The organism is Microbacterium sp. OR21 (assembly GCF_047306785.1).
Classification (GTDB): Bacteria; Actinomycetota; Actinomycetes; order Actinomycetales; family Microbacteriaceae; genus Microbacterium; species Microbacterium esteraromaticum_E.
On sequence record NZ_JAZEXJ010000005.1, the window covers coordinates 18,110 to 40,272 of the forward strand.

Genomic DNA, 22,163 nt, shown 5'->3' on the forward strand with positions numbered 1-22,163 from the left:
CTCTCCTTTTCTACTGCGGTCGCATTTCGGGAAACATCGGCTGGTCAGGCCGCGCGATCATCTCGGAGAACGTCTGCGTGGTCTGCCAGGTCAGGGCCTCGAGTTCCATGGGGTCGATCGCGATCCACTGGCCAGTTTTCGGGGCGTCGATCAGTAGCCTCGTGCCGTTGTGAGTTTCCACGCGGCGCACTTCGATCTCCGAAAACTCGTTGGCGATGACGAGCGGCTCTCCGACGGTGCGGGCAATAAGACGCTCGCGCTCCGCCGCCGCAGCCGCCGCGGCATCACGATCGACGTCGGCACCCTCCCAGTCGAGGCCGCTCACAGGAAGATCGCCAGGTTCTGGGTGCGGAGCACCGACTCGTCCACCATGATCACCCGACGTGCCAACTGCAGGTCGTCACCGACGCGACGCAATACGTCCTCGCGGTGAGCGGAGATGATTGACGGCTCGTTGACGTCTCCCCGGCTGCGGAACAGCAGGACGGCGGAGTCGACGATGAGCTCGTCCTCGACCGAGGACAGGAACACGCGCACGTTCGTCACGTAGTGACGCAGGCGTGAGGGAGGGTCCTCCGTCCAAGCGTGTTCAGTCAGGAATCGCGCGACCCGGCGGCTGAGCGAGTACTTATTCTCGTCCCAGTGCGACATCCCCCTCGCCGTCGTGAAGGAAGACCCGAGAGCCGTCGTCTGACGCACCGGCATGATGTAGTGAATATCCTCTGTAAGCGTCTCAAGCCAGTGCTCGTACCGTTGCTCGTCGAGGGTGTAAGCCTCTTCAATCAACCAACGATGCGCCTCGAGATGCAGTTCGTCGGAGAACAGTAGGGACCGCCCGACTCGATCGGCGCGCGTGGCGTGGGCGCCGAGAGGCGATTGCTCGGATATCTGGACACCGGTCTCGGTGTTCATCATGCGGGTGCCTCCCCGTTGTTGGTGATGCCTGTACCGATGCTCGCGACCTGCACCTCGACTTCGTCATCGGTGTCGAGGTAGTCGGCCCAGCGATCGAGCAGATGACGCTGGTTGTACTCGCCGTAACCAACGTGCGCGACGCCTGGACCGGCGAACTGTTCAGGCGTCAGCGCAGCGACGACCGGAGTGTCGTCTTTGAGAGTCCCCATCCGACTGTTGAGCAGGAGCCGTCGAGCCATCGAACCCTTGGCAGTCGTGGTCAGCGAGACCCAGTTCTCGACATCGTCCTGCTCGAACATTCCCGTGCTACCGAAGCACATAAGGTAGGCCTTGTACGAGAGCTCCTTGAACTCCTCCGGCGCCTCGGCATCGACCGCGAACCAGGAGTAGACCTCCGTCTCGTTCTCGCTAATGGGCTGCCACGAACGGATCGAGATGAAGGGCAGCACGTCGTCCCCGTCCTCCACCTTCGGCCAGTTGTGCACGAAACTCATGTTCGGGAAGAGCGATGCCGCTGAGATCATAAACCCGTCACGGCCAATCACATCGAGCTGCTCAGGCGACCATTGCTCCTTCATCCGCTCGATCATCGCGTCGGGATATCCGACGTAGCGCAGCCGCTCCTCGAGGCTGCCCGGCGGGAGCTTGTAGGTCGTGCCGCCGCCGTTGCCGGCCCAGTACGTGTTGCCGTCCTTGCGCTTCTCCGCCTTCGGCTCACGGAACAACCCGATCTCGACGACCGAGGTGTGGGTCTGGGGCGTGTGATACATGTCGCCGGCGAAGTTCTCGGCGCCGATCTTCCAGTTCGCGTTGACGCGCCACCGCTGCGGGCCACGCAGCTCGATGCCCTTGGCGCTCTGCCCGGTGTAGTAGTCGAGGTAGAACGCGAAGTCGCCGATGTATTCCCGCAGGGTCGGCGCGTTCGGGTCCATGCTGATGAAGATCAGACCGTTGTATGTGTCCAGGTTCGGCGCCGGGAGCAGTCGTGCACCCTTCTTGTTGAACCCTGCCTCACCCCCGTAGGCCTCCTCGTGGAACGGGAGGCCCATAATCCGGCCGTCGTTGCGGTATGACCACCCGTGGTAGGGGCAACGGAAGTGGGAGGCGTTGCCGACCTCGGCGCGGCACACCTGCATCCCGCGGTGCAGGCACATGTTGAAGTGCGCCCGAATCTCACCACTCTCATCGCGCACGACGATAAACGAGTCGTCGAGCACATGCCGCACCACGTAGTCACCGGGCTGAGGGATCTCGGATTCATGTCCGACGAAAATCCACGCGCGGCTGAAGAGCTTGCTCTTCTCCTGCTCGAAGATCTCCTCGTCGTTATAGATGTGCGCCGGGATCATGCCGCGCCGCACGTCCTCGAAGATCGTCGTCTTGCTCGCCATTGGGTCGCTGCTTCCTGATGTCAGAGTCCTATTCCGCGCCTTGAAGATGATGTCGGTCGAGACCGGTTTTCTTTAAGACAGAATCTGATTCTGCTAGATTTTCCAGGAATTCGCAATCGGAGATCACGCCTCGAAGGAGAAGTGGATGATGAACGACTACGTCGACGAACGCATGCTCGTCGCCAATGCTTGCCGCGTGCTCGCGGTCCGGGGGCTCGTGGACGACATCCTCGGGCACGTCAGCCTGCGGGTCGACGACGACACCGTCCTCATCCGAGCCCGCGGACCGCAGGAGCGGGGGCTGCGGTTCACCACCGCCGACGACATCCTCGCCGTGCCCCTTGAGGGATCGTTCGAGCTCGCCGGCGGGTACCGGGCGCCGAACGAGCTGTCTCTGCATCTTGAGCTGCTGCGCCGCAATCCTGCGGCTCGATCCGTCGTCCACGCGCATCCGCCGGCTGTCGTCGCGTTCTCGCTGACCGGACGGACGTTGCTACCGATTGTCGGTGCCTTCAACATCCCCGCTATGCGGATGGCGCGCGGCGGCATCCCCGCGCACCCCTCGTCTGCGCTGATCCGCAACCACGCACGCGCGACGGCCATGGCGGACGATTTCGGCACGCGGCCGGTCGGCATCCTGCGCGGTCACGGCCTCACGGCCGTCGGCGAGAGCGTCCCGCAGGCCGTCATCCGCGCGATCAATGTCGACAGCCTGGCTCGCGTGCACCTCGCCGTTCTGCAGGCAGGGGCCGAGCCTATGCCGATCGATGACGACGATCTCGCCGACCTGCCCGACCTGGGTGACGCATTCAACGACGGGCATCTCTGGCGATTCCTGCTGCAGGAACTTGCTGAGCAACGGCTCCTGCTGTAGTCGGGCCATCACAGATGTCCGGAGCCCGGGTCGCGATCAACTGCACCATCCTCACCGCCGCAGGCGCACATTTGGACCGAGCCACTCCGTCACCAGGGTGAGTACCGCATCGCTGTTCGACTCCTGCATCAGCATGTGGCCGTTGCCAGCCACGTTCGCTGCCGTCAACGCGACGAACCTGACATCGCCGCCTCGCTCGGCGAGCCAGTCAGCAGTCGCGCGGTCCGACTCGATCGGATGATCGGTGTCGTGGGTACCGACCATCACGAGGGTCGGTAGGCCGTCCAACTCCCTGTCGCCGATATGGACCTGCGCACCGCGGACGTTCTGCCGCTCGAGGAGGAGCCCGGCTGGGATTGGCACCAGCTGCGAACGGAGCTCGTCCAGGTGACCGGGTGGGAACTGCTCGCTTGCACCGACCAGCTTCGCCTCGATGAACTCTGGTCCGGGATGCCACCAGCCGCGACGGGGAAGCCTCCAGGTGAGCGGGCGTCCCTGGACGACGATGTGATCGGCGTCCTCTTCCAGCACGGCGGGCTCGGGCTGGATGTCCCCGGGGGGAGCGGGTGCCAGCGCGACTAGGGCGATCAGTGAATCCCGATGGTGGAAAGCGACCCGATAGCCGAAAGCGGCGGACATGGAGTGGACCACGAGGACGACCGGGCCGCCGAGCGCAGCGATTAGCTCGACGATCGCGCCGGCGACCGCCGCCCCATCCAGCCGCGTGTCGGGGTCCCATGCGCCGCCAGCCGACAACCCAGGCCACGTCATCACGACCGCGCGGTATCCGGCTTCGGCGAGACGGGGTGCCCACCCGGGTCGCCCGCCGATCGCTCGACTCCAGCCACCGGGGCCCACCCCCCCGCCGTGAACGAGCAGCACCGTCGCACGGGCGGGGCCGCCGGGCAGCCATTCGGCGTAAGCGACGGTCCCAGCGGAAGTCGCGAAAGAGCGAAACGTCGTCACGACATAACGGAGACGATGGCTGCTGCCAGCTCCACCGGGCGCGTCAACATGGCCTGATGGCTCCCCGGCGAGCTCGCGGTCGTCGGGTTCGTGAGCCGGTCTGCTGATGCGCGGTACAACTCCTGCGGCACAGCCCGATCCTCTTGCAGGAAGATGTAGCCGCTCGGCACGTCACCGGTGCCGGCCGTCCGAAGACGGATCGGCTCGTCGAGCCAACCGCCAGGCGACGGCACCAGACGAGGCTCGACCTGCGCGTGAAGCTCCTCCGATCCGTCCTGCAAGAAAGCCGTCATGAATAGCTGCGGCGGGATCGGCACGCTCTGGTCGGGCGAGGACGCGGCTGTGCCACGGGCGAAATTCGCCAACTCGGCGGGGAGGATCGCATTGATCGACTCGCCGTCGGCGAGTACCCACGCGTCGATGAAGATCGCCTGCTCCACCTGCTCCGGCATCGCCTCAGCTACGAGTTGGATGAGCGGGCCGCCGCCACTGTGGCCGACTACGACGAACCGGTCCCACCCCTTGTCGGCGATCCGGCCGATGAGATTGTCCGCCATGGTCGAGAGCGTGACACCTGCACGGTCGTCGTTGTCACCGTGACCCTGCAAGGTTGGGGCCCATACCTCGTGGCCTGCCTTCGTGAGCTCAGCGACAACGCCGTCCCACGCCCAACCACCCTGCCAACCTCCATGAACCAAGACGATGCGCATTCTGGAACTCCTTTGTTCACCGACGGCGGGTTCCGTCGGATGGAATCCCACTCTACCTAGCAGAATCTGTGCAGAACAACAGTCCTGTTCAATCCCTTCAGAAAGGGTCATTCGTACTCGTCGAGCTTCCGGAGGACGGTCTATCTGAGCGGCGTCTCACGGAGGTCCTGCAGCATGATCGCCCGGTTCAGGGGCGAGATGCATTGCGGGACCTCTCTGGCCAGCGTGACCGCCACTGCGCCGAGCGGGGTGCCGGATCCATGTGAGTCGCGTCGACACGAATCCGGAGATTGTGCCGGCGCCCAGCACGATGAGGGAGTTGACGATCATCCTGACGATGATCTGAACTCCGCCGAGAACGAATCCCTGAGCGGTCGTGTTTCCCTGCCCGTGATCTATGAACTGCGGGATGATCGCGAGTTACATGACAGCGGCCTTGGGGTTGAGCAGGTTGGTGACGAGCCCCATCCGGAACAGCTTCGACCGGGAGTCGCGCGCGTGGGATTGTGTCTCGAATAGCCCGTTGCCGCCGGGGCGCAGGGTTGCGGACGCCAGCCACGCGAGATAGAGCACTCCAGCGGCTGTCCCGGTCCAGCTCACCTTGACAGGGCTCTCAGGGGTGAGTGCTCGACCGGACGATCCCCCGCGGACTCGCCATGGAGCCACGGCCAAGGAATGCGGAGATCGAGGACGCCGGTCGCGCTGAGCAACACCGGGATGAGGAGAAGAGTGAGCCGCCCCGTCGGCGATCGCCCTCGCCTCTGAACGGCGCGGCTGCTCACTCGTTAACACACTCTAGGTCGATCTGCCTGCCGCAAGCGGGCATCTGAGTTGAGTCGGACCAACTGTAGGAAAATGCCATTTCGCGTGGAATCCTGGCCCTGAAACCGTTGCCAACTACCGTGGAATCGCGAGGGGTTCATGCCATCTCGAGCGGGAACCTACAATGCCGCTTTCCTCGAGGAGGATGCGACCGTGAGGATCCTCGCGGTCGGTACAGACGACTATGAGGTGTTCCCCTCGGCGCTGGCGCACGAGATCGCCCGAGGTCTCTGACGCGCTAGAGGAGCGCGGTGTCCACGCGGCAGCACTTCTGCTGCGCGTAGGGACGGTCACTCAACGGGATCCAGCCCTCTTCTCCTCGGCGGAGGAGGCGCGGGTGTCCGGGCTCGGTCTCAGCAGTCATGTGTGGGCCAGCGTTGGTCCAGCAGTTCTGTGCGCGCGTCTCGCACCACAGCGCGAGTCGCGCTTCGCGGGGGAGACATGCCCGGTGCGTCCACCAGGCGCGCTTCTCCCCGTAGGGGCCGAATTGGTGCCCTTCACTGTGGGCGATTGCGTCGTGGACAGCGCGGAACACGTCGTTGGCGAGCATCGGCGCGCGCTCTCCCGAGGGGAGGGTGACGGTCACGGTGCGTGCCATCGGGTGGTCCGGCGGTAGAGCGCCTTCGGTGTGCTGCGAGACCTCGGTGCGGAAGTAGAACAGATGCTTGTTCTGTCGCAGATCGTCGAGCATCGCGGCGGAGTCGGCATAGGGCTGCTCGGCCTCTCCGTGCCAGGGCTCGAAGGTGTAGCCGGCTTCCGTGAGCATGTCCCACTGCGCGCCGATGTGCTGGCGCAGGCTTCGGTAAGACCGGGCGACCTGTGGGTGGGTGGGTTCGTGCGCTGCGGCCGCGTAGGCTCGCGCTGCAGCGATGTCGTCGAGCTCGGTCAGCCGGGGGATGGGTTTGCGTTGCGGGAACCCGTGCGCGTCGGCGTATCGCTCTCTGAGCGATTGGATCTCCTTGATGGGCTGGTGGCGCTGGTAGCTGTCGGTGCCTGGCACGAACGCGACGTGCGCTCGAGCGAAGGTGGGCGACGTGCCGAGACGTGCGGCGATCGCGTTCACGGCGGATGCCGGCAGCGGGTACTCGGCGGGTTCGGCGATCTCGAGCTTGCCGTCGTAGAGCCTGCCACCTGGTGCGCCGGCGGCGCGGAGGATGTCGAGAGTCTCCTGGACTTGCAGCTGCGAGCCGGTGTCGGCGGCGAAGCTGTAAACCCGGTCAGGTCCGTCCGGGTCGAAGTACCCGGCCATGATGCTGTCCTGCTCATACCGTCCTGCGAGCTCTCCCGCCCAGTCGGTGACCTGCTCGAAGCTGTCCGCACGGACGATGTAGGCGCCGGCTGGTTCAGATGCGCCTTCCCAGAGCCCGTCTGCGTGCTGCAGTTCCGAGATCTCGATGCCGTGGCGTTCCGCGGCGGCGCGGAGGGTGTCTTCGTACTCGATCCACTCGTCGGTGTCGTAGTAGCTGGGGCGGGAGCTCATTCGCATCAGCTCGCCAGAGACCGGCCGGAACGGGGTTGCCCCGATGAAGGCCTCGAGCTGCTTCTCGGCGTTCTGCTCACGCTTCTCCGCACGCCGACGCCGCTGCCCTGCGGCTGTCGACGACGGGCACCGTCGCCCTCCGTGGTCGATGTCGTCGCACATGGCCTCTCCCGTTCGTCTGCTGGGTATAGGCCGGTGTTGGGGGTGTTCGCGGACAGAAATCGGGCCCCGCCGGTGAGCGGGGCCCCGAGGAGTGCGGTCGAGGTCTGGGTCAGCCGTTGAGCTCCTCCCAGACCTGGTACGCGCGGTGGAACTCGGGGCTGTCATCGTTCCCCTCATTGATGAGCTGGTCGAGGTACTCGTCGAGCTCGGCCTGCGAGAGCTGGCGTGGATCCTTCATGACACGGACCCATCCGCTACCGGCGGGCAGCTGCATCGGGCGCGTGGCTGCTGGCCTTTCCAATTGCCGGTGTAGAACAGCGCGCACGGCCACTCATGCTCGCCGCGGCGCCGCGGCCTCGGGACGGCGACCGTGAGCTCACTGCCCAGGTTCAGCGCGTCCATGATGTCGTCGGCGATGAAACCTGCCTCTTCGTCAGGCTCGTCGGTGTGCTGCTGGATTATTCGCACGATCGTCGCGCGCACATCCAGAGTGACGGACGACGGCGCAGCCCCGGTCATCGGGTGTACTCGCTCGGTGAGGGGATCGGCAGGTCGGGGTCGCGCAGCTCGTACTGCCGGTCCTCCACGTAGGCGGCGTACTCGTCGGCGAACTCACGCGCCTCGGCCTCGTTGTGTCCGTCCTGGCGGGCGTGATCGAACGCCGCCCGCCACTGCTCCCCCACTGCGCGATCGCGCAGCGCCGCGCTGACACCATCCATCAGCTGACCGGCCCGCACGGACGCGAACCGCAGATCCCCTTCGGCGAGGGCGAACAGGATCTTCTCGATGCCTTCGATGGCGGGTGCGGGGATGGTCAGGGTGATGTCGTCGCCGGCGTCGTGCTGGCCGGTGCGGAGGCGCCAGAGTGCGTCGGAGAGGGTGAGTGCGCGTTGGCGCTGGATGGGGGTAAGGAGGGAGCTGTCGGTGCCGGTCGTGGTGGGGGCGGGGTTAGGCATGCTCGGCCTCCTCTGTGGGCGGATTCATGATGATGAACCCTGTGCCGGTGGGCGGCTGGTCCTGGCGCAGTCCGATGATCTCGGTGTCGTTCGCGTCGGTGTCGTTGAGGGTCTGCGTGAGCAGGTCGGCGTACTCGTCCGGGGTGAGTGCCTGGACGGCCGCGGCGTCGGTGACGTCGACGGGCTTGCCGTTGACGTGGAAGATGCGGGTCATGGTGCTCCCTGGTAGTGCGTCGGTGGTGTCCATCTTCGTCGCGGGTCAGTGGAGGTCGAGTTCGACGCTGTCGGCTTCGAGGTCGGGGATGGTCTGGTCAGGGTGGCTGAACGTGGCGGCGGGGGCGTGGACGGTGACGCGGTCCCCGCGGTGCGTTGTCAGTCGGAGCAGCTCGGCGAGGGCGCCGTTGGCGTGGACGTTGTAGGGGCCGGCGTCGGTGTCGACGCGGAACCCTACTCGTGCTCGGCGGTCGGGGAGGCGGCGGACGAGGGTGAGCGGGGTGCGGATGGTTCCTGTGATGGTGACCGCGGTGCCCGTGGGGGCGGCGGTCTGGGTGATGGTCATGGCGTTTCTCCTCAATCGAACAGTGAATGTGACATTCACTGACTATACGCCTGCATGCCCGGTGGGGGAACCCCCGTGCATGGTGTTGCTGCAGGCCCTTCTTGCTGGGTATAGGCCGATGTTGGGGGTGTTCGCGGACATCCGGGTTGTGGAGGTCGGTGCGGTCAGTCGTCGGGGCCGCTGTCGGGTTCGTCGCACGCGCCGCTGTTGATGGCGTCGACGCCGACTTTCGTGAGCACCCAGCCGGGTTCGACCCACGAGTAGCGTTCGATCAGTCCTCGCCTGCGGAGGGACTGGATGGTGCCGCCGGGGATCCCCAGGCCTGTCGTGTCGAGGTAGCTGGCGCCGCCGGAGAGTGATCGGCCATCGGCGATCATCCGCATGGTGACTCGTTGGGACCAGTTCAGCGGCCGGGCGTTCTGGCGGCGCTTGAGCTCGGTGGTGGCGCATCGCGTGGCGTCGGCCTCGGTGGTGTGATGGTGGGCGCAGCGCCACACTCGTTCGCCGGACTGGTGGGTGTCTTTGTCGGCGACGTCGTCGATGACGCCGCGCAGCGCGCCTCCTGGGCGTCCGGGAGTCCATGATGACCAGCTGGCGGTCAGCATGCGATCGCCGCGGTCAGCTCGGGGGTGAGGATGCCGGCTTGCTGGTCTGCACGCACGGCTGCGCCGCAGTCTTTGCAGGTCACGTCGGCGATCGTGGTGGCTGCCGATGACGTCTTGCGTCCGCAGTAGCCGCGTTGCCCTGTGGCGGTGGCAAGGCAGGTTCGGGCGGTGCTTTCCTGTGTCATTGGTGGGGCCTGTCCTCGCAGCTCGAGCAGAGGTCGGGGGTGCCGTCGTCGTTGACCCACCAGCAGCCGCCGAAGCATGCTCGCTCGTCGGTGCAGCCGCAGACGTGACAGGTGCGCACGAGCTCGAGGAGCACCTGGTCGATTCCGCCTTGGGCGCCGAGCTCCGCGCCGAGCGCGGTGACTCGTGAGATCACGTCCTCGGGTGCGGTGCTGGGCACTTGGATCGTGATGGTGGTGGTAGGTGTGGTGCGGTCGTTCATGGTGGCCTTCCTGATGTTGGTGTCAGGCGGAGCGGGCGAACTTCGTGGCTGCGGTAGTCGGCTGCAGGGCGAGCAGTCGTCGTGCTTTCTCTGCTTCGATCTCGCGGGGCAGCTCTCCTTTGCGGGTGCCTGAGCGGCCGTAGAGGAGGATCTTCACGCCGGTCTTGGACACCTGTGCCTGGTCGGCGATCTCGAGGACGGTCATGCCGGATGCCATGAGCTGGCGGACGTGCTGTCGGATCGGCTCGGCGGGCACGCGCGGGGCCTGCGGGGCGATGCCGGCCTCCCGGCGTCGGCGCCGTTCCTCAGCCAGTGACGCATCGGCGCACGAGATCTCCGCGGGGCAGTGGTCGCGGTCCTTGCAGCCGAGCTGGTAGCCGTAGGCGGTCCCGTGGTGCTCGAGCGGGATGCTCTGCGCCTTCCGGTTCGCCATCCACTGCCGGTGATACTCGCGGCCGGCTTCGATGCACTCGGGGCGGTCGCAGCCGCGCGCTCGGCATGCGTTGGTGCCGTGCGGCTGCAGCTGCCTCGGCTGCGAGGTTCGGGCAGCACGCGCGGTCCGAAGTCGCGGTGTGCGTGGCCTGGCCGGTGGGGAAGGGCGATCGTGGTCTGCGAGGGCGTCGACGGCGGACTGGTGCCGCAGGGTTGCCTCCTGCAGCGCTCTCTCGATCACCCCTCCGACGGAGAGGCCGGTGCCGGCGGCGATGGTGGCCGTCTTGAGGGTCTCGGCCGCGGCGCGCAGCTGGCCGCGCAGCTCTCGGTGGTCTTTGCGCCACTGCTCGAGCTCGTCGACGTGACGATCGAGGTCCGCTTCGTAGCCGTCGAGTGCCTCTGAGAACGCGCTGGCGAGCTCTGCGGGGAGCTTCTCGGCGTCGCTGCGTGCCTTGTCGAGCCACTGGTAGCCGGGATGGGTGCGCGGCCGCGGCGTCGACGGGCGAGGCCGTGCGGTCGGCGCCGGCGCCGGCGCCTCCTTCGGCATGCGCGGGGGTTTGGGTGTGTTGGCGCGCGCCGGCTTCGGTTTGGGGGTCGGCTTGGGTCGACGGGGGCGTGTGGCTTCGACGGCGGCACGGCGCTCTTCTCGAGCGGCGATCTTGTCCCGTTGCCGCGACTCGGCACGCGCGGCCTCGTCGCGCTCGAGGATCTCGGCGAGCGGTGTGCCGGCGTCGATGAGCTTCGCGAAGGAGTAGTCGCCCACGTAGCGGGTGTGGACGGTGCGGCAGGGGATCAGCGCGGGGCACGCGGCAGTGCGGCATCCGTGGCGGTACCCGTCCGGGGTACCGTGCGGGAAGCGGTCGTCGAGGAGATCGAGGGTGGACATGACGGTCGACCTCAGTAGCGGAGGAGCTTCGCGGTGACCAGGGTCAACAGTGCTGCCCGCTGCGGGGCGTTGAGCCGTGAGAAGTGCGCACCAACGGTGTCTAGCGCCGTGGTGAACTCCTCGGGCAGACCGTCGAGATCCCGCTTGATGCGCCGCTCATTCGCATCCCGCTGCGCCTCCGCTTGATCGGCCACGCGCCACTCGTCGGTGGCGGCTGTGTCGGCGTATCTGCCGGTGATCCGTGGCGTGTACTGTCCGCCCGTGTAGAGCACGGTCGGCTCGCCGGCGGGGCGGGTGATCGTGATGATCGCGCCCACCGGAGCCGACGTGTACGGCTTGTACGAGCCGAGCTCCTTGCTGGTGAGCTCACCGTCGTCGAGCGTCCGATACCAGTGCGCGAGCTTTCCATTACTCGCGGCCTTGCGGCCGACGTAGACGACTTCCTCGGTGACGGTCGCTGCCTCTTCGCTCATTGGGGAGCACTCCTCGGATCAGTAAGAAAGTAGTGAATGTGACATTCACTGATACTAGAGAGGTTGCAGGGTCTTCGCAACCGTCGTCGTCGTCACGTCGACGGGCCGCTCTCGACGCTCGTTGACGGGAATCATCCGCACGGGCTCGTCGCGGGGAGCTTCGATCTCGAAGCCGCACGCGCCGCAGCTGTGCAGCCCGATCCCGTCGACGTCGTCGGAGGGGATGTACATGGTGGTCGGCTCTTCGCACATCAGGCAGCGCATGGTGATCTCCGTTCGCGTGGTCAGGCGCTTGTTGCCGGGGTGATCGGTTGGACGGTGGCGGAGTAGCCGCGGTGGGAACCCCAGGCGGCGGCGATGCGGTCGGCGACGTCGCGGTCCTCTCCGAGGTACGGGCGGTATCGCTTGCCGCGGGGGTCTGTGATGACGACCTGGACGACGCCGGATGGCTCGCGCACGGTGACTCTGGCTGCGGGGATCGGATACGCCTGGACGTGGCCGGCGATGATGAAGATCGGGTACAGGTCGCGTGCGAGCTCGGGGGTGCGGAACACGTCGTGAACCCATGCCGTGATGGCGAGCGCGCCGGCGGGGCTGAATCCGATGAGTCGTGCGGGGAGCTGCTCGAGCCCGGCGCGCACGAAGTAGTGCTCGTCGACGAGGATCGGCGTCGGTGGGAGCAGAGACTTCTCGTCGTGGGCGGGGTAGATGGTCAGGCTGGTGCGGCTGTTCATGAGGCGCTCGTTCATGCGGTGCGGCGGATGCCGGCGGCGATGATGTGTGCCTTGGTGGGCCGGGAGTAGAAGCCGAAGCTGTCGTCGTCGTCGGAAGCGGAGACGGTGGCGGTGAACGCGACGACGTCGCCGCGGGCGGCGGTGGAGATCTCGGAGGGCTTGGTGCCCCATACGCGCCAGCCCTCGCCCTGGACGAGGATCTTGACGGTGATTCCCCACTGAGTGTCGGTGGTCTTGGTCGCGAGGATCTCGCCCTGGATGAGGGTGCGCCCGGTGGGGACCGGGCGGCGCGCGGCCAGCTCGAGCTCGTACTGCTCGAGCAGCTCGTGGGCGGTGCGGACCTCGTCGTCGTCGAGGGTGCCGGTGTAGTCCTCGAGGGAGTCGAGGAGGTAGCCGATCTTCTCGCGCAGCGGGTTTCCGTCTCGCATGCTCAGGTGTGCCTCGGTGAGCTGGTCGCGGAGGCCGGGGTGCTCGGCCTCGAAGGCGGCGCGGCGGGCGGTGATCGCCCGTGTTGTGTCGACGTGCTCGGCGTGTGCCTTCGCGTGGGCTCGTGCGGTGGCGCGGGCGCTGCTGACGAGGCGGCTGCGGGTGCCGGTGCCGCGGCAGTCGAAGCAGATCGGGCGCCCCTGGCCATCGGTGAAATGTGTCGGCGCGGTGTACAGGCCGGTGCCGATGCACTTGCCGCAGGTGTCGGTGATCCGCTCGGAGCCCTTGCGGCCGGGGAAGGGGTCGACGTAGAAGTCGTGCCAATCGGCCGGTGCGGTGGTGTCGATGCTGTCCATGGGATCCTCCGGTTCGTCTGTGGGTATAGGCCGCGGATCGTTCTCTTCGCGGACATGAAGGGGAAGGGGCGGGGGCGGCTGTGTCACGGAGCCGCCCCCGCGGCGGCGACCTGGTTGGGAGGACGGCGGGTCGCCGGGAGGGACATGGCGGCGAGCGCGGCGAGCGCTCGTCAGGCTGCGGTGTGGCGCCTGTCCCTGGGAGGGGAACGGCGTTGCGCGGTTCCCCTGGTTGTGGGTCTGTGGGTTCTCCCTCTACTCAGTTAGTAGTGAATGTGACATTTACTAGGGTAGGTGTTTCCTGCCCGGAGGTCAAGTGGCGATCTGGCCTGCATCTGCTGGATCAGCTCGCGGGTGCGCGGTCCTCGTCGGCGGGGCCGAGCCCTTCCCAAAGGTCGGGGCGGTTCTCGTGGATCCAGGCGCAGATGGTGGCCCAGTCCGCGACGCCGGACGGGTGCTGGTTGATGGTTGCCATGGTGTCCTCCCGGATCGTCGGCTAGTGAATGTGACATTCACAGCTTAGGGAGGGGGTCGGACATCGCTGGGGGACATCGCTGTAGGGATTTTTCTAAAATGTCCATTTCGCAGATGAAGTGTCCACGTGGTGTCCATATGGACATTTCGGTCGGGTGGTTCGGGTGATCTCTCCTGCAGCAAGGGGATAGCTGCTGGGCGGGAGACGTAATTCACGCACAGGCGGCCGGTTCGAGGCGGTAGGTCTCACGCGATGCCACAAACAAATCTGAGCATGGACACCACGATTTCCTCAGTACTCCGGAATACCCTAGGGGGGTAGGGGTGTTAGGGTGGGTGTCGCCGATTCTGGCGCATCACCGACGGAAGGAAACCATCATGGCCACCAGCGAGTACCAGGTCACCGGCATGACGTGCGGACACTGCGAGATGTCCATCCGTGAAGAGGTCTCCCAGATCCCCGGCGTGGACGAGATCCAGGTGAGCGCCCAGACCGGCAAGCTCGTCGTGTCTTCCACCAGTGCTCTGGATGACGCCGCCGTGCTGGCCGCGGTCGACGAGGCTGGTTACTCCGCGGTGCGCGCCTGATGAACGCTGCGGGACGACTCAGCCTGTATGGCGCCGGCGTCGTCGTGGCTTTCGGCGGGGCGTTCGGCATCGCGGCAGCTGTCGTCCCGGACAGCGCCGTCGCCAACTGGACGGCCGCGGCTGACGACAGCTCGATGGCCGATCACGCCGGCATGACCGGCGAGGACACCGCCGAGACCGCCACCATCCCCGGCGTCTCCCTCTCCGGTTACGGATACGAACTCAGCCCGATCGCCGCGCCCACCGGAACGGGCGAGTCAGGCGAGTTGAGCTTCCAGATCCTCGACGCTGACGGGACTGCGCTGACCGCGTACGAGTCCTCGCATGAGAAGGACCTGCACCTGATCGTGGTGCGCACCGATGGAACCCAGTTCCGGCACGTGCACCCCACGCTCGACGAGGCCACCGGCACCTGGACGACCTCCTGGGAGTGGACCGAAGCCGGCAGCTACCGGATCTATGCCGACTTCGTGCCGGACGTCGCCGACGGCCCCGACAAGGTCACCCTGACCCGCACGGTCGACGTCGCGGGCGCGTTCACCCCGAACCCGGCGACCGCCACGTCGACGACAAGCGAGGTCGACGGGTACACGGTCACCCTCGATGGGGACCTGACCGCGGGGGAGAGCTCCGAGCTAACCTTGTCGGTCACCCGTGACGGGCAGCCAGTCACCACCCTGCAGCCGTACCTTGGGGCCTTCGGGCACCTCGTCGCGCTGCGCGATGGGGACCTGGCCTACCTGCACGTGCACGCCGAAGGCGACGACCCGCAGGACGGCGACACCGCCGGACCCGACATCCGATTCGCGGCCGAGGCGCCTACCACCGGCCGGTACCTGCTCTACCTCGACTTCCAGGTCGACGGGCAGGTCCACACCGCCGAGTTCGTCGTGGACGCCGGGCACGGCACCGGCGACACGGACACGGACGACACACACAGCGACACGGGCGACGGTCACTGACCGCCCCGCGGTGATCTGAGAGAAGAAGGAACACCATGAGCACCACAGCCCCCGCAGAACAGACCGCGGACTCCGCCGTCGAACTCCAGATCGGCGGGATGACCTGCGCCTCCTGCGCGATGCGGATCGAGAAAAAGCTGAACAAGCTCGACGGCGTCGCCGCCACGGTCAACTACGCCACCGAGAAGGCGAAGGTCACCATCCCCGCCGGATACGACCCGGCCCTGCTGATCGCCGAGGTCGAGAAGACCGGCTACAGCGCGGCGCTTCCGGCCCCGAAGAAGGCCAAGAACGACACCGCCGAGGGCGGGGACGCGGACGATGCCGACCCGGAGCTGACCAGCCTCCGCAATCGGCTCATCGTCTCCATCGTCCTGAGCGTCCCGGTCATCGCGATGGCGATGGTCCCCGCCCTGCAGTTCACCTACTGGCAGTGGGCGTCGTTGGCGCTGGCGGCGCCGGTCATCGTGTGGGCGGCGTTCCCGTTCCACAAGGCGGCGTGGGCGAACCTCAAGCACGGCACCGCGACGATGGACACGCTCATCTCGATGGGCACGACCGCCGCGTTCCTGTGGTCGCTGTACGCGCTGTTCTTCGGCACCGCCGGCACCCCCGGGATGACGCACCCGTTCGAGCTCACCCTCGCCCCCTCGGAAGGAGCCGCGAACATCTACCTCGAAGTCGCCGCCGGGGTGACGATGTTCATCCTCGCCGGCCGCTACTTCGAGAAGCGGTCCAAGCGTCAGGCCGGCGCCGCGCTGCGCGCGCTGCTCGAGCTCGGCGCGAAGGAAGTATCCGTGCTGCGCGACGGGGTGGAGACGAAGATCCCGGTCGAGGACCTGCAGGCGGGGGACGAGTTCATCGTCCGCCCGGGCGAGAAGATCGCCACCGACGGTGTCGTGGTTTCCGGCACGTCCGCCGTGGACGCCTCCATGCTCACCGGCGAATCCGTCCCGGTCGAGGTCGCCGAAGGCGACCCCGTCACCGGAGCCACGGTGAACGCCGGCGGACGCTTGGTAGTTCGCGCCACTCGGGTCGGCTCGGACACGCAGCTGGCGCAGATGGCCAAGCTCGTCGAGGACGCCCAGACCGGAAAGGCTGAGGTGCAGCGCCTGGCCGACAAGATCTCCGGCGTGTTCGTCCCGATTGCGATCCTCATCGCCGTCGTCGCGATGGGGGCATGGTTGGGTGCCGGGTTCCCTGTCGCTGCCGCGTTCACCGCCGCCGTCGCCGTGCTGGTCATCGCGTGCCCGTGCGCCCTGGGTCTTGCCACGCCGACCGCGCTGCTGGTCGGCACCGGCCGCGGCGCGCAGATGGGCATCCTGATCAAGGGCCCGGAAGTGCTGGAATCCACCCGCAAGGTCGACACCGTCGTGCTCGATAAGACCGGCACCGTCACCACCGGCAAGATGACCCTGGTCAACGTCGTCACCGAGCCGGGCACCGATGCGGACGAGCTACTCCGCCTCGCCGGTGCACTCGAAGACGCCTCCGAGCACCCCATCGCGCAGGCGATCGCGAAGGGCGCCACCCAGCAGACCGGCACCCTCCCCACCGTGGAAGGGTTCACGAACCTGGAAGGCAAGGGCGTGCAGGGTGTCGTCGACGGACACGCACTCATCGTCGGCCGGGAATCGCTGCTGGCCGAGTGGTCGCTGCGCCTGAGCGCCGAGGTTGCCGCCGCGAAGGCGCAGGCCGAAAGCGAAGGCAAGACCGTCGTCGCCGTCGGATGGGATGGTGCCGCTCGCGGCATCCTCATCGTCGCCGACACCGTCAAGCCGACCAGCAAGGAGGCCATCGCCCAGCTCAAGGCACTCGGCCTGACTCCGGTGCTGCTCACCGGCGACAACGAGGCGGTCGCCCGCCAGATCGCCGCCGAGGTCGGTATCGACCAGGTCATCGCCGAAGTCCTCCCGAAGGACAAGGTCGATGTCGTCACCCGCCTCCAAGGCGAGGGAAAGGTCGTCGCGATGGTCGGAGACGGTGTCAACGACGCCCCCGCGCTCGCGCAGGCCGACCTCGGCTTGGCGATGGGAACCGGCACCGACGTCGCGATCGAGGCCTCGGACATCACCCTGGTCCGCGGCGACCTGCGCAGCGCCGCTGACGCGATCCGGCTGTCCCGCAAGACCCTCGGCACTATCAAGACCAACCTGTTCTGGGCCTTCGCCTACAACACGGCCGCGATCCCGGTCGCAGCCCTCGGTCTCCTCAACCCGATGCTCGCCGGTGCCGCCATGGCACTGTCCAGCGTGTTCGTCGTGGGCAACAGCCTGCGTCTGCGCGGATTCAAGAGCATCGCCCGCTGACCGGGCAACCCGGCAGCACCTACCACCCACATCGGAAGGAACACCACCCATGTCCAGCTGTTGCAGCACCAGCGCCCCCGCCCCCGGCGGCCGTGAGAACCTCCTCGACGCCGCCGGTGGCGCCGACATGACCACCTGCCCCGTGATGGAGGGCACCCCGGTCAACAAGGCCACCGCCGTGGCGGCCGGCCTGTTCCGCGACTACGAGGGCGAGCGGTACTACTTCTGCTGCGCCGGCTGCGGTCCCGCGTTCGACGCGGACCCGGCCCGCTACGCCGCCGCCATGGCCTGAGCCTCACTCCCGGTGCCCACACACCCCGTGCGGGCACCGGGAGACCGGACCCTTCATGACCTCCACCATCGCGGCCGCCCGCGAACCGGGCTACATCACCGACCCCCGCACCTACCGGAACCGGCTGCGCCGTCTGGAAGGGCAGATTCGCGGGCTCACCGGGATGATCGAGCAGGAACGCCCCTGCATCGATACCCTCACCCAGATCTCCGCCACCCAACGCGCGCTCCAGGGTGTCGGTCTCGCCCTGCTGACGGACTACCTGCGCCACGCGCACGCCACCGGCACCCTCACCGACGACACCGTCCTTGATGCCGCCTCGACCGCGATCACCCAGCTGATCCGGTCCTGACCCTGCCCTCCTCGCAGCGCCGCGACCCCCGTACCCCGGAAGCGAACTGCACCTCATGCCCACCCACCATGTCCTCATCCTCGGGGCAGGAGCAGCCGGCGTCGCCGCCGCAACAGCCCTCGCCCGCCACGAGGACATCCACGTCACCCTGGTCGGCAGAACCCACGAGACCCCGTACATCCGGATGCACATCACCGGCGTCGCGTTCGGTCCCACCTTGCCCGAGACCATCCACGCGCCGCTCCCGCCCGTCACCGTGCTGGCAGACACCGCCACCCACCTCGACCCGATCAGCCGCATCGTGCACCTCGCCTCCGGCGCACAGTTGCGCTACGACGCGGTCATCATCGCCACCGGCAGCCGCCCGGACACCCTCACCCCGGGCCTGCCCGGGCGGCACACTCCCGCTGCACGGCACCAGGTCGTCACCCTGCACAGCATCCAGGACGCCCAACAGATCCGAGAACACCTCACCCGCACCGCCGGGCCGTCCCGGGTCGCGATCTACGGCGGCGGATTCACCGGCGCGGAGACCGCGTCCGCACTCCACGCCGCCGGACATCACGTCGCCCTCATCAGCCGCTCCCGCATCCCCGGGCGGGCCTCCTTCGGCGCGCAGATCGCCGCCCACATCACCGGCATCCATCGCGGCAAAATCACCACATTCCTGGGCCGCACGATCACCGCCGACCGTGACAGGAGCCCGCTGCTGGGGATCACCCTGGATGACACCACCACGCTCTCCGCCGACCTGCTCATCACCGCCCTCGGCAACGCCCCCACCGCACCGGGACCGTTCTCTTCCGGGGTGCCTGTCGATGACCGGCTGCGGAGCACTGCCCCGCACGTGTACGCGGCCGGCAGCACCGCCATACACCGCGACGACCACCTCGGGATCTGGCGCCTGGATCACTGGGCCGACGCGGCCGCGCAAGGACAGCACGCCGCCGCCGCGGTGCTCCACGACCGCACCGGCGCCGCCGACCCGGGACCCTACCGTCCTCGTAGCTCCTACACGTCACTGATCCACGGCACCGCCATCACCGGCATCGGGTACACCATGACGCCCGCCACCGAAGGACAGGGCCCAGGACCCGGCACCCTCGTCACGCACACGCTCAACGGTGCTCTGGTGGGGGTGAGCGGTGTCGACGCGGTCGCCACCGTCCACGAAACCGCCCAGCACCTGCACGAGAGCGCCGCATGACCGCCGCCACCCCTGTGACCCCGGCCACTCGTGCCCGCGGCGGGTTCTGTCTCGCCGTGACCGGCACCGTCGTGCTAATGGCGGCCGCGTCGGCGCCTTCCCCGTTCTACCCGCAACTCACCGAGCAGCTCCAGCTGCCCCCGGTGGCCACCACTCTTATCTTCGCGATCTACGCCATCCCGCTGCTGCTCGCACTGCTGACGCTCGGGTCGCTTTCTGACCGGGTCGGGCGTCGCGGCATCCTCACCGTCGGATCGGTGGCCCTGTCGGTGAGCCTGCTGATGTTCTGGGCCGCCGATTCCTTCCTGCTGCTGCTCGCCGCCCGCGCCCTGCAAGGCCTGGCGGCGGGACTGCTGGTCCCGGTTCTGAACGCCATGATGGTCGACCACGAACCCTCCCGCTGGCTGGGGGCGGCCGCGCTGGCCAACACCGTGGCCCCCATGGCCGGTCTCGGGCTCGGGGCGCTCACCGCCGCTGGACTGCTGGACCTACCCGGCATCGACGCGGGCACCATCTTTCTGCTCCTCGCCGCGGTGTTCCCTCTCCTCGCCGCCACCGCCTGGACCATTCCCACCCCACCCGTCCTTCCCGGGGACGCGGGACCGGACCCACGGGCCCGGCGGGTCTCGGCGGCGACGCGGCGGCGGATCATCGTCTCGGTCGCCCCCGCCATCATCGCCGGGTGGGTCACCAACGGTCTGTTCCTCGCCCTGGGACCGGGGATCATCGCCACCCGGTTCCACGCCGACACCTACCTGCACCAGGCCGGGTCCATCATCATCCTCGCCGCGGCCGGGGTGGTCGCCGCCACCGCACTGCAGGGGGCCACCGCCCGGCGGATCAGCGTGTTCGGGGCCGTGTCTCTCGGCGCAGGCACCGTGCTCAGCCTCGCCGCGCTGGCCGTGCCAACTCTGCCCGGGTACCTCGCCAGTGTCGCGGTCGTGGGTGCCGGGTTCGGGACTGCCTTCATGGGCGCGATGCGCACCCTGCTGCCGCACGTCGACCCCGGGCAGCGCGCCACCGTTATGGCCGTGATCTACACGATCTCCTACCTCGCGATGTCCGTCCCCGTCGTGCTGGCCGGCTTCCTCGTCCCCGCTCTCACCCTCCCTGGAGCCGCGGCCGTGTTGGGGGGAGTGGTGGTGCTGCTCAGCATCACCGCCACCCTCACCCACCTGCGCACCCCCACGGAGCTCACACCGCCCGCCACGCAACATCGACCGAAAGGGACCCGCCGACCATGACCGCCCCCGCGCCCCGCCGTTCCCCCCACCTCACCCGGCGACGCTTCCTCGCCCTCGGCGCCACCGCCGCCGCGGTTGGGGCTCTGGCCGCCTGCACCCCCACCCCCGCCTGGGTCAGCCCGACGGGAGCGGCCGTCGACCGCACCGAACGGGGCCGTGGCGGCACCGGCCGCGTGGTCACCGCGACGCTGACGGCGGCGGCGGCGACCCTCGATCTGGCAGGAACACCCGCGTCCACGTTCTCCTACGGCAGCATCCCCGGGCCTGTCCTGCGCGTCCAGGCAGGAGACACCCTGCAGGCCACCCTGCGCAACACCCTCCCCGTCGACACGTCCGTGCACTGGCACGGCCTGGCACTCCGCAACGACATGGACGGCGTCCCCCCACTCACCCAGACCGCGACCCGCCCCGGCGAGTCGTTCCAATACGAGTTCATCGCCCCCGACCCCGGTACGCACTGGTTCCACCCGCACGTCGGCGCCCAGCTGGACACCGGCCTATACGGGGTGCTCATCGTCGAAGACCCGAATGAGCCGCTGCGCTACGACGACGAATGGGTCATCGTCCTCGACGACTGGCTGGACGGGGTCACCGCCACCCCCGACGCGGTGCTCGAGCAGCTGCGAGAAGGAATGGGCGACATGGGCGGGCACGGCGACATGTTCATGCGGATGGGGAACATGCTGATGGGCGCCGACTCCGACCTACTCGGCGGCGACGCCGGCGACGTGTACTACCCGCACTACCTGATCAACGGCAAACCCGCCGCCGACCCCGCCCAATTCACCGGCACGCCCGGCACGCGGGTACGGATCCGGCTGATCAACGCCGGCGGCGACACCGCGTTCCGCGTCGCCATCGGCGGGCACCGGCTGACCGTCACCCACACCGACGGGTTCCCCGTCGACCCGGTCGCTGCCGATAGCGTCCTGGTGGGAATGGGGGAACGCTACGACGTGATCGTCACCCTGGGCGACGGTGCGTTCCCCCTGGTGGCGGAGGCCGAAGGCAAGCGGGAACGCGGCTTCGCCATCATCCGCACCGGCAGCGGACAGGCGCCCACCCCGGACGCGGACATCGCCGAACTGGGCGAAGGCCGCGTCGTCGCGGTGGCGAGCATGCTCTTCGCCGCACCCGAGGTCACCCTCGACCGTCGTGACGTGGACCGCACCCTCGACCTCACCCTCACCGGCAGCATGGCCAATTACGACTGGGGGTTCAACGGCACCCAGTTCGACATGCACAACCCGTTGCGCGGCGCGCACGCACTGGTCGCGGGGGAACGGGTGCGGCTGCGGGTGACGAACGACACCGACATGTGGCACCCCTTCCACCTGCACGGCCACACCTATCAGCACGCCGGTGGCGGCCCCCGCAAAGACACCTCCATCGTGCTGCCGAACCAAACCCTCGACCTCGAGTTCGACGCCGACAACCCCGGCCAATGGATGACCCACTGCCACAACATCTACCACGGCGAAGCCGGGATGATGACCGTGCTCGCCTACCGCCCCTGAGCACCAGCAGTCCAGGGAATACACGCCAC

29 protein-coding genes are annotated in these 22,163 nt (G+C 67.7%); 9 read left to right on the forward strand and 20 right to left on the reverse strand.

Annotation, left to right across the window (positions count from 1 at the left end):
* Positions 1-10: 10 nt before the first annotated feature.
* Genes V2S04_RS13660 through V2S04_RS13670 form a run of 3 tightly spaced genes read right to left on the reverse strand, consistent with a single transcriptional unit; the run spans position 11 to position 2,306 of the window.
* A complete protein-coding gene (locus V2S04_RS13660) occupies positions 11-325 on the reverse strand; it encodes a hypothetical protein (RefSeq protein WP_005050731.1) in 315 nt (104 codons plus the stop codon).
* Positions 322-915: a 3-phenylpropionate/cinnamic acid dioxygenase subunit beta gene (locus V2S04_RS13665; protein WP_005050730.1), complete on the reverse strand. Its 594-nt coding sequence runs from the start codon at positions 913-915 to the stop codon at positions 322-324. Before V2S04_RS13665 ends, V2S04_RS13660 begins: the two co-directional genes overlap by 4 nt.
* Entirely contained in the window at positions 912-2,306 is a 1,395-nt protein-coding gene (locus V2S04_RS13670) for an aromatic-ring-hydroxylating dioxygenase subunit alpha (protein WP_005050729.1), read from the reverse strand. Before V2S04_RS13670 ends, V2S04_RS13665 begins: the two co-directional genes overlap by 4 nt.
* Before the next feature lie 145 nt (positions 2,307-2,451).
* Here V2S04_RS13670 and V2S04_RS13675 point away from each other — a divergent pair, with 145 nt between their 5' ends.
* Positions 2,452-3,180, forward strand: coding sequence for a class II aldolase/adducin family protein (locus tag V2S04_RS13675; protein ID WP_005050727.1), 729 nt, complete (start codon positions 2,452-2,454; stop codon positions 3,178-3,180).
* A gap of 51 nt (positions 3,181-3,231) precedes the next feature.
* On the opposite strand, the gene V2S04_RS13680 is transcribed toward V2S04_RS13675, so the two are convergent.
* The 17 genes from V2S04_RS13680 to V2S04_RS13760 form a co-directional block, all read right to left on the reverse strand.
* A complete protein-coding gene (locus V2S04_RS13680; protein WP_005050725.1) occupies positions 3,232-4,146 on the reverse strand; it encodes an alpha/beta hydrolase in 915 nt (304 codons plus the stop codon).
* The gene (locus V2S04_RS13685; RefSeq protein WP_005050723.1) at positions 4,143-4,856 is read right to left on the reverse strand and encodes an alpha/beta fold hydrolase; all 714 of its coding nucleotides are present in this window, start codon (positions 4,854-4,856) and stop codon (positions 4,143-4,145) included. Before V2S04_RS13685 ends, V2S04_RS13680 begins: the two co-directional genes overlap by 4 nt.
* A gap of 420 nt (positions 4,857-5,276) precedes the next feature.
* Positions 5,277-5,456: a LysE family transporter gene (locus tag V2S04_RS13690; RefSeq protein ID WP_005050722.1), complete on the reverse strand. Its 180-nt coding sequence runs from the start codon at positions 5,454-5,456 to the stop codon at positions 5,277-5,279.
* A gap of 460 nt (positions 5,457-5,916) precedes the next feature.
* Complete coding sequence (locus tag V2S04_RS13695; protein ID WP_005050720.1) at positions 5,917-7,320, reverse strand: hypothetical protein; 1,404 nt, start codon at positions 7,318-7,320, stop codon at positions 5,917-5,919.
* A 109-nt stretch (positions 7,321-7,429) separates the two neighbouring features.
* Entirely contained in the window at positions 7,430-7,558 is a 129-nt protein-coding gene (locus V2S04_RS13700; RefSeq protein WP_264674921.1) for a hypothetical protein, read from the reverse strand.
* Entirely contained in the window at positions 7,555-7,839 is a 285-nt protein-coding gene (locus V2S04_RS13705; protein WP_005050718.1) for a hypothetical protein, read from the reverse strand. The genes V2S04_RS13700 and V2S04_RS13705 overlap by 4 nt, the downstream gene beginning before the upstream one ends.
* Positions 7,836-8,276, reverse strand: coding sequence for a hypothetical protein (locus tag V2S04_RS13710; protein WP_005050717.1), 441 nt, complete (start codon positions 8,274-8,276; stop codon positions 7,836-7,838). Before V2S04_RS13710 ends, V2S04_RS13705 begins: the two co-directional genes overlap by 4 nt.
* Positions 8,269-8,490, reverse strand: a complete 222-nt coding sequence (locus V2S04_RS13715) for a hypothetical protein (protein ID WP_005050716.1) — start codon at positions 8,488-8,490, stop codon at positions 8,269-8,271. Before V2S04_RS13715 ends, V2S04_RS13710 begins: the two co-directional genes overlap by 8 nt.
* A gap of 45 nt (positions 8,491-8,535) precedes the next feature.
* Positions 8,536-8,835, reverse strand: a complete 300-nt coding sequence (locus tag V2S04_RS13720; protein ID WP_005050714.1) for a hypothetical protein — start codon at positions 8,833-8,835, stop codon at positions 8,536-8,538.
* A gap of 164 nt (positions 8,836-8,999) precedes the next feature.
* Positions 9,000-9,440 (reverse strand): hypothetical protein, encoded by a 441-nt coding sequence (locus V2S04_RS13725; protein ID WP_005050713.1) that lies wholly within the window; start codon positions 9,438-9,440, stop codon positions 9,000-9,002.
* Between the two features lie 181 nt (positions 9,441-9,621).
* Positions 9,622-9,885 carry a hypothetical protein gene (locus V2S04_RS13730; RefSeq protein ID WP_005050711.1) on the reverse strand — a complete coding sequence of 88 codons (264 nt, stop codon included), beginning with the start codon at positions 9,883-9,885 and terminating at the stop codon, positions 9,622-9,624.
* Between the two features lie 22 nt (positions 9,886-9,907).
* Positions 9,908-11,203: a hypothetical protein gene (locus tag V2S04_RS13735; RefSeq protein WP_193599313.1), complete on the reverse strand. Its 1,296-nt coding sequence runs from the start codon at positions 11,201-11,203 to the stop codon at positions 9,908-9,910.
* Between the two features lie 11 nt (positions 11,204-11,214).
* On the reverse strand, positions 11,215-11,676 hold the full coding sequence (locus V2S04_RS13740) for a hypothetical protein (protein WP_005051910.1): 462 nt from the start codon (positions 11,674-11,676) through the stop codon (positions 11,215-11,217).
* 54 nt (positions 11,677-11,730) lie between these two features.
* A complete protein-coding gene (locus V2S04_RS13745; protein ID WP_413639015.1) occupies positions 11,731-11,940 on the reverse strand; it encodes a hypothetical protein in 210 nt (69 codons plus the stop codon).
* 20 nt (positions 11,941-11,960) lie between these two features.
* On the reverse strand, positions 11,961-12,410 hold the full coding sequence (locus tag V2S04_RS13750; protein ID WP_193599315.1) for a hypothetical protein: 450 nt from the start codon (positions 12,408-12,410) through the stop codon (positions 11,961-11,963).
* An 11-nt stretch (positions 12,411-12,421) separates the two neighbouring features.
* Positions 12,422-13,192, reverse strand: coding sequence for a hypothetical protein (locus tag V2S04_RS13755; RefSeq protein WP_413639017.1), 771 nt, complete (start codon positions 13,190-13,192; stop codon positions 12,422-12,424).
* A gap of 340 nt (positions 13,193-13,532) precedes the next feature.
* Positions 13,533-13,664: a hypothetical protein gene (locus V2S04_RS13760; protein ID WP_005050812.1), complete on the reverse strand. Its 132-nt coding sequence runs from the start codon at positions 13,662-13,664 to the stop codon at positions 13,533-13,535.
* A gap of 377 nt (positions 13,665-14,041) precedes the next feature.
* On the opposite strand from V2S04_RS13760, the gene V2S04_RS13765 reads away from it, so the two are divergent.
* Genes V2S04_RS13765 through V2S04_RS13800 form a run of 8 tightly spaced genes read left to right on the forward strand, consistent with a single transcriptional unit; the run spans position 14,042 to position 22,134 of the window.
* Positions 14,042-14,251 (forward strand): heavy-metal-associated domain-containing protein, encoded by a 210-nt coding sequence (locus V2S04_RS13765; protein ID WP_067119704.1) that lies wholly within the window; start codon positions 14,042-14,044, stop codon positions 14,249-14,251.
* A complete protein-coding gene (locus V2S04_RS13770; protein ID WP_067119702.1) occupies positions 14,251-15,213 on the forward strand; it encodes a heavy metal-binding domain-containing protein in 963 nt (320 codons plus the stop codon). Before V2S04_RS13765 ends, V2S04_RS13770 begins: the two co-directional genes overlap by 1 nt.
* Before the next feature lie 35 nt (positions 15,214-15,248).
* Positions 15,249-17,522, forward strand: coding sequence for a heavy metal translocating P-type ATPase (locus tag V2S04_RS13775; protein WP_067119698.1), 2,274 nt, complete (start codon positions 15,249-15,251; stop codon positions 17,520-17,522).
* Positions 17,523-17,571: 49 nt separating this feature from the next.
* Entirely contained in the window at positions 17,572-17,814 is a 243-nt protein-coding gene (locus V2S04_RS13780) for a YHS domain-containing protein (protein WP_067119694.1), read from the forward strand.
* A gap of 55 nt (positions 17,815-17,869) precedes the next feature.
* Positions 17,870-18,166 carry a metal-sensitive transcriptional regulator gene (locus V2S04_RS13785; protein ID WP_067119691.1) on the forward strand — a complete coding sequence of 99 codons (297 nt, stop codon included), beginning with the start codon at positions 17,870-17,872 and terminating at the stop codon, positions 18,164-18,166.
* 55 nt (positions 18,167-18,221) lie between these two features.
* A complete protein-coding gene (locus V2S04_RS13790; RefSeq protein WP_413639018.1) occupies positions 18,222-19,373 on the forward strand; it encodes an FAD-dependent oxidoreductase in 1,152 nt (383 codons plus the stop codon).
* On the forward strand, positions 19,370-20,617 hold the full coding sequence (locus V2S04_RS13795; protein ID WP_184214646.1) for an MFS transporter: 1,248 nt from the start codon (positions 19,370-19,372) through the stop codon (positions 20,615-20,617). The genes V2S04_RS13790 and V2S04_RS13795 overlap by 4 nt, the downstream gene beginning before the upstream one ends.
* Positions 20,614-22,134, forward strand: a complete 1,521-nt coding sequence (locus tag V2S04_RS13800; protein WP_101305190.1) for a multicopper oxidase family protein — start codon at positions 20,614-20,616, stop codon at positions 22,132-22,134. The genes V2S04_RS13795 and V2S04_RS13800 overlap by 4 nt, the downstream gene beginning before the upstream one ends.
* The last annotated feature ends 29 nt before the right edge of the window (positions 22,135-22,163 follow it).